Genomic DNA, 12,181 nt, shown 5'->3' with positions numbered 1-12,181 from the left:
CGCCCCTGCCAGCTTTGCTGACAGGGGCGTTCTGCGTCTTTCTAAAAGTTCCACCAGACCCAGTGGTACGATTGTACCGGGAATGGGCGTGACGGCATCGGCTGCCCAGGACGCGGCAGTTTGTCGTTAATTGGATTGGCGCTTGCGCTGCGGGCATAAATATAGGCCGGTTTGCCTGCATTCATCTGGAACGCGGTATTGACCCAGGCCTGCGCAATCGTCTGTTGCGCCCACGGGAAGTCAATGCCAAAGAAACGCGGCATGCGCATGTTGTCAACAAGCCGCCCCCCAAACGCAATATCGCTCATATTGCTGTTGAAGCCAAGCAGCATATGCGCCCCCTGGAAGGCATTGAACCAGCGACGAATCGGTTCGTTGCCGGCACTGTAGCCCTGCACCCGCAAGGTCTGGCACGAGGCAAACCCGACCCAACGCAGGTTCTGGTACCGCGCATTCGATCCGTCAAACCAGGTGCTATCCTTGCTCGACGCCATCCCCAAGCCACCGGCCCCACCATGCCCGGCATAGTAGACAAAGGCCGCCCGATCAACGCCTGATGTGCAATCAAGCCCATTGCCAATGCTGCAATCACGCCAGTCACGCTCCCAGGCGTTGCCGTTGCTCCAGAAGAAGCGCGAGGTGTAGCCATAACTCGCCATCCCACTGCGGAACCCATTGACATCAGGGATCACGCCTGGCAGATCCGAGCCACCCGGCCCATAAGGCGGGTAATCCCAGTTGCCCTCAACCCCAAAGGTGTAGCCAACCTGAGCGAGACTGGCCGCAGGGGCAACCGAACTGGCCGCTGCGCCACCGCGGGCAACCAGCGGCAGATAGACCGCAGGAATAACCTCAGGGGCGACAAAGACGGTCGCTTCACGAACGATGCCGACACTATCAGTCACCCTCAGAATGACCGTTGAACCTGACGGCAGGCCATCACGCCCCTGCACCGGCAACTGGTCGGTCAAGAGCGTCACCTCGCCAGCGGCCTCACGTACGGCGGGATCGCTCAGTGGCTCATTGTCATCAAGGAACCACTGGTACGTATACGGGGCCGCGCCATCGGCAATCGTGCCGCGGAAAGTCACTGCTGTCCCAGGGCGGAAACGGCTATCGTTGGCTGGTGCCGTGATCTGCACGGTCGCACCAAGGCCCTGTTCGCCACCTTCGATCAGAGGCACGGTGATATTCCGCAACACGATTGTTTCACCATCAACCGTCACCTCGATCGCCCCAAAGTCGAGCACTGGCTCCATGATCTCCTGCTCAACCGCAGCGTCACTGACAAAATAGAGCAGGGCCGGATCGGGGATGGTCACATTGGTTGCGTCGGGATAGGTCGCCCTGACCAGTTGCTCAACCTCCTCGCGCAGCGTTCCAGGATCACGGATGGGGAAGGTGCGGTCAAGCATCGCCGGTTGCCGGCCAAAGAAGGGCATCGCCACCGCCGCGAGGCCAGGGCTATCTGGATCAAGCCAGTTACCTTCAACATCAAAGTCAGTTGTGCTAAAGAGCAAAGAGAGATGCCCACCCGGGCCACCAATTGGCAAGAACTCGGGCGACTGACGATCAATTGCATAAGGAATGCCCATCGGGATTTCAATCACCGCCCCGATGGTCTCGGTGACTGGCACATCCTGTTGCAACGCGTTCGCGGGCAACGTCGCCGCCTGGATCGTCTTGATCGTGCCAAATGGCGTATTCTCATCAATATCACAGAACTGGGGATTGGTAATTGTTTGGACATTCTGAGGGATCTGCCGATCAATCAGCAATTGCCCATCGCCAGCCATAAAGCCGCCACTCAACAGGAACTGACAAGCGCGCCCCTGGAGTTGTCCAGGATCAAGTTTGCCCACCGGCGTTTCGCGCCCTACTTCTTCAAGATTAAACGCATAAAAACCACCCGTGGCCCCATACTGCGTCAACAACGAGAGCGTTTGCGTATTCGGAACCGTATAGCGGGGGTTACTCAGATAGGTCTCAGCAGCAACTGGTTGACGAGCATAGATGTTGCCAAAACGCTGAGCCAGTTCGCTCGCCCGACCTTCATCTACAGCAAGTGCGGTCAGTCGAAAGACGGGCAATTGTTGTGGGATCTGCAACGTAAAGCCATTCGACGTCACAAACCCAGGCGGAGCCGAACGTACAATCAGAGCTCCATTCCCTCCGATCACCAGGATCAAGCTAAGCATGAGCACCAGGCCAAGGAACAGATGGCGAACCGAACGTGCATGCATAGAACTACCCCTTTGGCAAAACGATCGTGAAGGCCCCACTACCTTCCAGCAGAGCATGACCAGCAAGGGCGAAACAACGCGGGTCTCAATACGAGACCAACCCTGTTTCGCCCCTGATAGGATGTTCACGATCTGTGCGTATACTACCGCATCATGCGCATATATGCATCAACTTCGTGACCAAGTTCTTCGCCAACCACCACCTGATTGCCACCGGCATGGCGCGCACAGTAGAGGGCCAGTTCAGCCGCGCTGAGCGCTTCGTCAAGCCGTGTCCCAGGTGCAATGATGGTGGCAATGCCAACCGAAACCGTGAGCTTGACTGTTGCCGTGGCATTCGGGCACAGCTTCCGCGCAGCGATAGCGTGCCGGATAGCCTCGGCCCGTTCGGTGACACCTGTGCGGTCTTCCCCAGTTATCACCAGCAGAAAAAGCCCGTCACCATAATGGCAGACGAGGTCATCAGGATGAACACGGGCGGTCAGCAAGCGACTCACCGCCTGGGTTACCTGCGCACTCGTGGTGGCAACATCAGCCTCGGCAACAACAGGATAGCCATCCACACCGATCAGCACCAGGCTAATCGGATACGCGGATGGCTCAAAAAGCTTGATTCCCAGCAATCTGGGCAGCGCCTGGGGCCTGGCCAAGCCGGTCACGGGATCATGCATGCTCTCGTCGTACGCAGAGAGACGGCGCTGCACCTGTGCGAGACCCTCCACTGCATATTCGACCAGGGTCGCACAGAGCCGCCGCCGGGCTTCAAGCAAAGGATCAAGCAAGAGGGGAGCCGACACGGGGACGTTGATCCGCACATGCAGCATGCCGTGAACCTGTTGCTGCACAATCAACGGCATACAGAGTGAGAATGGAGTCGTTGGTAAAACCAGGGTACCATCATCAGGAAACGCGCTCCACCGGGCGACCGGCTCAAGTGCCCCTGGTATGGTCTGGCGCATATAGAGGGTGCCATCATCACCAGGAAAAAGGCGTTGCACACTCTCGGCGATGATTGCGTAGGCTTCCGGCAACGATGCACACTGCGCGAGACTCGCTGTCATCTGCGCATAGATTGCCTGCTCAGGCAGAGACTGAACTGACCCAGTGCTGGCATAATCCTCAGGTCGCAGCAAATTGCTTTTCCCCATGAGCCTTCTCCAATCCAGGTACAGCCAAGAAGTGTGCCTTTGCATTGTATGAAGTGAACTCTGGGAAGGTACGAGGGGAATAAAGAGGTGAGCGTACTTCAGACATCTTCAGTGTACGCACACCGGCAAGCCGCGTCTATCCGTAGGAATACGGGATACAACCGTGCGATCTTGGCAAAAGACCTGGCGAAAAGTACGGAGAGTCATGTTTGCGCGGGAAAAAAGCCAGCTACGCTGGCTTTTTTCACGCGCAAGAAAAAGTGCTTGTTCAGAACAACCGCTGCTGGCGAGGCTCATCACCAGCCAGGGGCGGTTGCTGACCTCGCAACGCCCAGGTTAGCAACTCAGCGAACCCAAGTGCGTCGGCCCACTGAAGAAGATAAGCTTGATCGAGCGCATCATCCTGTACCCGCAGGATGGCCTGCACATCCCGCCACTGGCGATCAGATGGGGCAAGGCTGTACCATTCTAGCTTGGCCAGCACTGTATCTTCAGCACTCGCTACACGCAGCGCTCCACCCGGCTCACCGGCGATGTTTACCACCTGTGCCCGCTGAAACTGGGCCACCTCGAACGGACGCCCCGAAAAGAGGTACACATCTAGCTGGAAGCCCGTCGTCTTGTCGTAGGCACAAAAACTTGCCCGCTGCTGCCCATCATCCCGTGCTTCAGGAAGACGGAGGAGCGCGTCGGTAATGTCGCTCAAGAGAAAGGTAAAATCCTCACGCAGCCCTTCGACGAACACTCGCACGTTCTGAGCAGACAGGTTCACCACTACGTCGATATCGCGCGTCGTACGGTACTCGCCGTGGACAACAGCAGCCATTGAGCCAACGATGACATAGGGGATGGCCTGGGCATCAAGCAATGCGCCAAGACGCAACGCCAACGCAAGCGGATCAACAGGAGTCGGCATAAGCGGAATTCCTTCAAGAACAGCTGCACCATAAGGCCGTCGTTCCAACGTGAGCCGTTGGAGAGCCAGCGCATAGGCCCACTCGTGCATCGTTACCTCAGGCATCCGCTGCTGAATACCGGCCAGCGCCAGGCGATCAGCCATCTGATTCATCGCTCGAGCCAGTTCCAGTTTGCGCACAGGCGTCAGCGTGCGGAGCGTGGCGATAACCCCCGCTTCAAGATGGGCGGGGGTATCACCTGCAAGCGGCTGGGGCAGCATAGCGCCACGCGGTGCCTCCAAGAGCAGGGGTTTACCAGAAAATGGTATATCCAACGACCTTCCCCCGACTAGACATCCAGATCAACCACCTCTGACGCATGCGTCTGGATAAATTTACGCCGCGGGGGCACCAGGTCACCCATCAGCATCGTGAACGTCTCGTCGGCGCGCTGGGCATCTTCGATGGTTACCTGGAGAATCACGCGGTTCTCGGGGTTCATCGTTGTCTCCCAGAGTTGCTCGGCATTCATTTCACCGAGGCCTTTGTAGCGCTGGATGCCAACGCGCTGCCGCGTTTCTTCGGGGAGCTTGGACAAATACGCATCACGCTCGTTATCTGAATAGGTATAGACCTGCTCTTTGCCATGTTTGATCCGATAGAGCGGCGGCTGCGCAATATAGAGATGCCCACTGCTGATCAACTGGCGCATATGCCGAAAGAAGAAGGTGAGCAACAGCGTGCGGATATGGCTCCCGTCCACATCGGCATCGGTCATCAGCAGAATGCGATGATACCGCAATTTATCAGCATTGAACTGTTCACCGATGGGGGTACCAATCGCCGTAATCAAGGCCCGTACCTCGGTATTCGAGAGCATCTTGTCGAGGCGGCTACGCTCAACATTGAGGATCTTGCCACGAAGCGGCAGAATCGCCTGGAAGCGCCGGTCGCGCCCCTGCTTGGCCGTGCCACCTGCGCTGTCACCCTCAACAATATAGAGCTCGCTGCGCGCTGGATTGGTATCAGAACAATCGGCCAATTTGCCTGGCAGGGCAAACCCCTCCATCGCACTCTTGCGTGAGGTCTCTTTCACTTTCTGAACCGCCAACCGCGTTCGCGCTGCGCTCAACACCTTCTCAATCACCCGCCGGGCCTCGCCAGGATTCTCATCAAGCCAGGCCGCCAGATGATCGCCAAGCACCGTCGCAACCGCACCTGCTGCTTCAGGGCTAACCAGTTTTTCTTTGGTCTGCGAGCTAAAGAGGGGATCTTTCAGCTTGACACTAATCACTGCGGTCAGACCCTCACGCACATCTTCACCAGTCAGATTAGATTCATTCTCTTTCAGAATGCTCTTGGCACGGGCATAGGTATTGATCACACGGGTCAGGGCCGTACGAAAACCCGAGAGATGGGCACCACCGTCAGTATTATTGATATTATTCGCAAACGCATACACCGAGTCAGTATCATACGAGTCGGTATACTGCATTGCCACTTCGACGGCCACATCATTGACCGTATTTTCGGCATAGAAGGGCTGCTTATGCAACAAGGTTCGATCTTTGTTCAAGTGGCGCACATAACTGACAATGCCACCCTCAAAATAGAAATGCACTTCTTGATCGCTACGTTCATCAGTAAAGGCAAAATGCAGACCCTTGGTCAGATAGGCCATTTCACGAAAACGCTGAGACAGCGCCTTAAAGTTATATTCAATGCCTTCTTTGAAGATGGCCACATCAGGCATAAAATGGATCGACGTTCCCGTACCCTCAGCCAGGCCCACGGCTTTCACCGCACCCTGGGGTTTGCCAATGCGATACTCTTGCACCCAGAGCTTGCCGTGGCGACGCACTTCGGCACGCATCCATTCAGAAAGTGCATTCACCACCGAAAGACCCACCCCGTGCAAGCCCGACGAGACTTTATAGCCCCCATCGCCAAACTTGCCCCCGGCATGCAACTCAGTTGCGGCAAGTTGCAACGCCGAGACCTTGTGCTTGGGGTGAATATCAACGGGAATACCGCGACCATTATCAGTCACTTGAATCGATAAATCTTTATGGATCGTGATGGTAATGCGATCAGCGTGACCAGCAAGTGCTTCGTCAACCGAATTGTCCACTACTTCTTTGATCATATGGTGCAGGCCATTCATGTCGGTTGGCCCGATATACATCCCCGGGCGTTTCCGCACCGCATCAAGCCCCTCGAGCACCGTGATCTGGCTCGCATCATACCCCTGAGGTTCAGTGGAAGAAGTCTGCTCGTCATTCATACAACGCTCTATCCTCTATGCTATCGCGCAAGATGCGCACGATAAAACTCCATCCGAGCAGCCGTCAGGCCACTCCCAATATACGCGCTGCCAAGCAGCGCCACCGGCAAACCGACCGGCATCGCGGCAAGTTGCCGCCAGACAAGCCCCAGACCATTGACAATCAACAGGTTGAGCAAGAGCAGCATCAGGGTTTCAGCCAGATTGTGACGGACAATGTTGATGCTTGCGACAATCGCCTGCAACGGCCCGACCCGACTCAGCAGAATCGCCTCGGGCGCAAAGCAGGTATAAATATACGCCCAGAAGAGCACAATATACCAGGCTAACAGAATCGCCAGCGCCGTCCCCGGCAAGGCCACAATCACAATAATCGAAAGCGCCAGAAAGGGCAGAGCCAGCAACAACCCAATCCCAGCCAGGACCAACCAGTACCCCACCAGCGCAAGCGCCACTGCCAATGCCCGCTGCAGCGAACCCACGAGCGGCAGATAGACCCCACTGACGGCTTCACTCAATAAGGTCAAAAAATAGCTACTGAACACCAGCGCCAGCACATTGACCACCCCAATCGTCAGCAGCATGCGCGGCCAGTTCACCTCGTGCTCTATGCCCATAAGCGGCACAACTGGCCCTTCCGTTGGCGCAAGCATCGGGACAAAATTGAGCCAGGCAAGCGCTAAACGCAGATCGGTCATCAATACCGCCTGCGCGAGACGCACCCCTTCTCCCTCTTGCCCAATTAGTTCTCCGACCATCGCCAGATCAGCTTGCACGCCTGTCGCCAGCGGTGTCAGCGCAATCGGCGCCCCAAGCCAGAGGTACCCACTTACCAGGGCCGGGATCAACATCACCCAGAGCCTGCGATGGAGCGCACGGTAGCCTGCACTGATGATGTCAGTCAGAGACAGGTTTTTAGGCGTTGCAATGCTCAATCCGGCCTCCTCGTTGATATTCTATTATACCATACTCAGGCCGATCTGAAAAGAAGAAAGCGCATGTTTGTGCGATTTATCACCGTTGCACGCGAGCCCTGAGGGTCTGGAAGAAAAAACCGGCCGCTTCGATGCGGAAGGTCAGGCAAAGCACGAGATAGCTCAGGATTCCACCAGTTCCTGCCACCAGAATCTGGACGACCAGCGGGAGATTCGCGGTGAGCAGCGCGAGGGCCACGACCGCAGCGGCCATGACGCCACTGGCCCCAACGCCTTTCAGGGCGGCCTCGCCAAGGCGCAGGCCGCGCAGCGGTACGGTTCGGGTCAACAAGACCCCCGTAATCACGGCATGCCCGATCCATTGCGCCGAGTTGGCCAGTACCAGACCAAGAAAACCAAGTTGCGTGAACCAGATCAGGGGCAAGGCGACCAGCAAATAGACCCCGATGGCGGCACCCTGGATCAGGTTGGGGGTCAGCGTATTTTTGCGGGCATAGAAGGCAAAAATCAAGACTTGATCAAGCGCTGCGGCCGGCAAACCCGGCAGATAGAAACGCAAGGCCATCGCCGTCGCCGCTGTGTCAGCCGCCGAAAACCGCCCCCGTTCATAGGTCAGGGCCACCAGCGGCTCGGCAAGCACAAGCAGACCCGCCGTCGCTGGCAAGATCAACAGCAGCACCACCTTGAGCCCCATTGCCAGGGTCGTCTGAAAACTCGCCTCATCCCGTGCCTCACTCTGACGCGCCAGCGTCGGCAAGACCGCCAGCGCCACCGCCGAAGCAACAAGGCCCAGCGGAAACTGGATCAACGTCGTTGCATAACGCATCGTACCCAGTGCCGCTTCATAGCCCGAGGCGAGCCAGCGGTCAATCACGGTGCCCAACACCGAAAACCCGATTCCCAGGGCCACCGGCGCATAGAGGCGCAAGATCCGGCGCAGCGCCGGATGATCCAACCCGCTACCCAGACGTAACCGGGCACCGCGCAAGCCTGGGATCTGCAACAGCACCTGCCCAACGGCGCCAATCAACGCCCCAAACGCCAGGCTGTTGATGCCAAAGCGATCGTGGAGCAGCACAATGCCTGCGACCATACCAACATTGAAAGTTACCATCACAAAGGCAGGCAAAAGAAATCGCTGCTGAGCATGGAGCACCGCCGTCGCCAGTCCCGACAAGCCCATCAACAGGACGGCCGGCATCAACAGACGCACCAGCGGCGTCGCGAGCGCCCGCAACTCGGCCTGGTCGGGGCGCGTCAGCAGGGCCACCACCAGCGGGGCCTGCCAGACGGCCAGCGCCGTCAGCGCAGTCAAGGCAGCCAGAGCAACCGTGAAAACCCCCGAGATCACCCGCCAGAACTCGTCGTGGTCGCCTTCGGCATACGACGAAAAGACGGGAACCAGCGCGGCACTCACCGCCCCCGCAATCAACAGATCATAGATCGTGCTCGGCACCGTCCAGGCCACCTGGAAGGCATCAACCTCGACCCCGCGGGCGAAATAGAAGGCAATCGTACTATCACGCAGAAAGCCAACCATGCGGCTCGCGATATTGCCAAGAGCAATCAGCACCGCCGCGATCGCCACACCACGCAGCGCTCCGCCCGGCTCAGTTCCACGCACAGAGGGCGCATCAGCCACTAATTGCCACCAGCTGTCGGCACGGTCTCACCAGTAAACTCGCGCACCACCCGCCGCAAGGCTACGGGTTCAGCCGCAAACGTCGCCGGATCATTCAGTTCAACAATCATGCGCGAATCAATCGCATACCGGTGCAAATCTTCAATGCTGATCTCGCCAGCAAAATTGGCTAGCGCCAGAATCTGCCGCCGACTCAGATCGGTCTGCACATAACCGCGCATCATCTGGGTATAGTTATCGACTCCGATGATCCGATCGAGCATCCCGCGCTGGCTCAGACGCTCAAAAATAGCAATGAGCACTAATTGTTGGCGTTGATTACGGCCAAAATCACTATCAACATTGCGTGTGCGCGCATAGGTCAACGCGCGTTCACCGTCAAACCACTGGCGCCCCGCTTCGAAACGAACTTCGATTATGCCATAGTCCTCAGTCGGAAATCTGGGATCAAAGATCGCCTCAGGCACATCAACTTCAATGCCATCGATATAATCAATCAAGTTCCGAAAGCTCTCAAAATTAAGCATGACATAGTTGTCAACTTCAAGATTGAGCAAGCGGCCAACTGTTGCTTTCGCGACCGCCGCCCCACCTCCTGCGCCGAGCTGCAACTCACCTACAGCATAAGCCGCATTGATGCGCCCCGACGTACCGGTCGGATACGTCACCCAGAGATCGCGAGGCAACGAGAGCATACTGACCCGCCCATTCTCGCGGTCAATCCGCACCAGAATAATCCCATCAGTACGGGTTGGATCAACATCACCAGGACGAGCATCAGTGCCAAGCAATAAGATATTGAGGGTTGATTCGGTCAGCGTAGGCGCTGGTTGCACGGCGACCGACTGTGGCGGTGCATCATGATGCGTCATCCGCGCTGACTGTTTCGAGAGGAGGTCAGCTGTTGACCATTCGTTGTATTGAAATGATGATCCGCCCTGGACATCAACAGGGTCAGAGGTCACGATCATCGAGTCGATATCAGCAATTGCCTGACGCCATTGAAAGCCGAGACGTAGCAACAGGGCGACTACAAGCAGGCCACTGACGGCCACGGCGCTAAAAACAAGGCGCCTTCGCGAAAACGGCATATCTACGCATCTCCTGGATAAAGGCAATTCGTTATTTTGTTACCCTGTCTATTATAGGCCATCCAGTGACAACATTGCAACGCGAAGTTCGGGGCGGCAAGTCCTCACGAGTGAGTTGTAGAGCGGCAGCACTATAAGCCCACATCCCCCGTCGTTACTGGACAAAGTTCCCCACTCGCCTGACGCACCAGCAGGGTTCCATCAGGCTCAACCTGCTCGGCCAGGCCACTCACCAGACCAGCAGCGGTCTCAATGCGAACCTGCTGACCCAGGGTCACCAGACGTGACCGCCAGGCCCCAAAGAGTGCATCACGCTCACCCGCAGCAAGCCGCTGATACCACCCATCGATCCGCTGCATCAGTGCGATCAGCAGCGCCATCCGATCAACCTCCACTCCGGCAGCCGCCAGACTCGTCGCGGGATACCGCGTCTGGTCGGCTGGCGGGGCCGACGTCAGGTTGACCCCACAGCCAATGATCGCCCACGCCAGGTGATCCACGGTGCTGTTGACTTCCAACAACAATCCGGCCACCTTGGCCAGGGTGAGCGCAGGCGGTGCCCCCACGGGCAGCAAAAGATCGTTCGGCCACTTGAGCACCGGTTGCAGCGGGGTGACGGTCTCGATTGCTTCACAGAGTGCGACCGCCGCCATCCAGACCAGATAGACCGCTTCGGCAGGTTGCAACCAGGTCGGTTGCAACACCAGCGACACGAGCAAGGCGGTGCCCGGTGGCGCCATCCATGGGCGCCCCATTCGTCCACGCCCGGTGCGTTGCTCGTCTGCGACCAGCAAAACGGGGAACTGCTCAGGCGGCAATGTTTTCAGCAGCGGTCGCGCCAGATCCATTGTCGAACCAACACTGCCATAGGTATAGACCGTACGCGGCAACGATAACGAACGGAGGGCATGGGCAAGGATCGTAGCATCAAGACCTGGTGTCATATGAAATGCTTATTTCTGAATAAATTTCTCCCGATCAAGTTGCTGATCGGCAAACGAGAGTGGATCATCAAGTGGTTCGAGGTGGGTAAAAAAAGTCGTACCGGGCAAGGCCTCACACACATCACGCTCGATCTCTTCAATCAGCCGATGCCCATGCATGACGGTCCACCAGCCAGGCACCAGAACATGCACCGAAACAAAACGACGCGAAGCAGCCTGCCGCGTCCGCAATGCATGGAACTGAACCCCATCACGCGCCGCGTAGGCATCGAGGATCGCCATCACCTGCGAGCGTTCCGGCAGAGGCACCGCCGTATCAAGCAAGCCCAGCGCCGAGCGTTGCAGCAATTTGAACCCGGACCAGATAATATTGGCGGCCACAATGATCGCAATCATTGGATCGAGACGATGCCAACCAGTCAGCGCCACGGCACCAACCCCCACAACGACACCCACTGACGTCCAGACATCTGTCATCAAGTGGTGCCCATCGGCCTCCAGGGTAATCGAGTTATGCTGCTTACCGGCTTGCATCAGAATACGAGCGACACCCAGATTGATCAGCGACGCAACGATCGCAATCACCAGACCAAGCCCGACCCCTTCAATTGGCTGCGGGTCGAGCAAGCGTCGAGCGGCGGTATACATAATCGTTACCGCCGCCAGCAGAATCAACCCGCCTTCAACGCCACTCGAAAAGTATTCGGCCTTGTCGTGACCATACGCATGCTCCTCATCAGGTGGGCGCGCAGCAATCGTCAGAACAACGAGCGCCACCACAGCAGCAACAAGGTTCGTCACCGACTCAAGCGCATCCGAGAGCAAGCCGACCGAGCCCGTGATCAGATAGGCCCCAGTTTTCAAGCCAATCACAATCACCGAGGCGCTGATCGACAGCCATGCATACCGAACCAGTGACGCTCGTGCGGGCGCTCTCATCATTAGATCACCATCACTTAGTACTCGCGGCCTAGACGCAATACCATCTCAAATACGCT

At 57.4% G+C, this 12,181-nt stretch carries 9 protein-coding genes; all 9 read right to left on the bottom strand.

What is annotated here, in order from left to right; all coding sequences use genetic code 11:
- Nucleotides 1-41: 41 nt before the first annotated feature.
- The 9 genes from EYB53_RS07065 to EYB53_RS07025 all read right to left on the bottom strand — a co-directional run bounded on the left by EYB53_RS07065 (nt 42) and on the right by EYB53_RS07025 (nt 12,125).
- Nucleotides 42-2,243, bottom strand: a complete 2,202-nt coding sequence (locus EYB53_RS07065; protein WP_135477505.1) for a DUF6345 domain-containing protein — start codon at nt 2,241-2,243, stop codon at nt 42-44.
- A 143-nt stretch (nt 2,244-2,386) separates the two neighbouring features.
- Nucleotides 2,387-3,391, bottom strand: coding sequence for a GGDEF domain-containing protein (locus EYB53_RS07060; RefSeq protein ID WP_167857296.1), 1,005 nt, complete (start codon nt 3,389-3,391; stop codon nt 2,387-2,389).
- Nucleotides 3,392-3,659: 268 nt separating this feature from the next.
- Nucleotides 3,660-4,622, bottom strand: coding sequence for a nucleotidyl transferase AbiEii/AbiGii toxin family protein (locus tag EYB53_RS07055; protein WP_209949589.1), 963 nt, complete (start codon nt 4,620-4,622; stop codon nt 3,660-3,662).
- 14 nt (nt 4,623-4,636) lie between these two features.
- Complete coding sequence (gyrB, locus tag EYB53_RS07050) at nt 4,637-6,571, bottom strand: DNA topoisomerase (ATP-hydrolyzing) subunit B (RefSeq protein WP_135477502.1); 1,935 nt, start codon at nt 6,569-6,571, stop codon at nt 4,637-4,639.
- 20 nt (nt 6,572-6,591) lie between these two features.
- Complete coding sequence (locus tag EYB53_RS07045) at nt 6,592-7,506, bottom strand: hypothetical protein (protein ID WP_135477501.1); 915 nt, start codon at nt 7,504-7,506, stop codon at nt 6,592-6,594.
- A gap of 79 nt (nt 7,507-7,585) precedes the next feature.
- The gene (gene murJ, locus EYB53_RS07040) at nt 7,586-9,130 is read right to left on the bottom strand and encodes a murein biosynthesis integral membrane protein MurJ (protein ID WP_371879078.1); all 1,545 of its coding nucleotides are present in this window, start codon (nt 9,128-9,130) and stop codon (nt 7,586-7,588) included.
- Between the two features lie 17 nt (nt 9,131-9,147).
- Nucleotides 9,148-10,239 (bottom strand): LCP family protein, encoded by a 1,092-nt coding sequence (locus EYB53_RS07035; RefSeq protein ID WP_135477500.1) that lies wholly within the window; start codon nt 10,237-10,239, stop codon nt 9,148-9,150.
- A 131-nt stretch (nt 10,240-10,370) separates the two neighbouring features.
- Nucleotides 10,371-11,183, bottom strand: coding sequence for a biotin--[acetyl-CoA-carboxylase] ligase (locus EYB53_RS07030; RefSeq protein WP_135477499.1), 813 nt, complete (start codon nt 11,181-11,183; stop codon nt 10,371-10,373).
- A gap of 9 nt (nt 11,184-11,192) precedes the next feature.
- Nucleotides 11,193-12,125, bottom strand: a complete 933-nt coding sequence (locus EYB53_RS07025; RefSeq protein ID WP_135477498.1) for a cation diffusion facilitator family transporter — start codon at nt 12,123-12,125, stop codon at nt 11,193-11,195.
- Nucleotides 12,126-12,181: the final 56 nt, after the last annotated feature.

Source organism: Candidatus Chloroploca mongolica, from assembly GCF_004762035.2.
Classification (GTDB): domain Bacteria; phylum Chloroflexota; class Chloroflexia; order Chloroflexales; family Chloroflexaceae; genus Chloroploca; species Chloroploca mongolica.
Note: the sequence above shows the minus strand (reverse complement) of the source record. Positions and strands in the feature narration are given on the sequence as shown.

Bases quoted from the DNA above. Each gene is read 5' to 3' on its own strand.
- EYB53_RS07065 (WP_135477505.1), bottom strand. From the start codon at position 2,243: ATGCATGCACGTTCGGTTCGCCATCTGTTCCTTGGCCTGGTGCTCATG.
- EYB53_RS07060 (WP_167857296.1), bottom strand. From the start codon at position 3,391: ATGGGGAAAAGCAATTTGCTGCGACCTGAGGATTATGCCAGCACTGGG.
- gyrB (WP_135477502.1), bottom strand. From the start codon at position 6,571: ATGAATGACGAGCAGACTTCTTCCACTGAACCTCAGGGGTATGATGCG.
- EYB53_RS07035 (WP_135477500.1), bottom strand. From the start codon at position 10,239: ATGCCGTTTTCGCGAAGGCGCCTTGTTTTTAGCGCCGTGGCCGTCAGT.
- EYB53_RS07030 (WP_135477499.1), bottom strand. From the start codon at position 11,183: ATGACACCAGGTCTTGATGCTACGATCCTTGCCCATGCCCTCCGTTCG.
- EYB53_RS07025 (WP_135477498.1), bottom strand. From the start codon at position 12,125: ATGATGAGAGCGCCCGCACGAGCGTCACTGGTTCGGTATGCATGGCTG.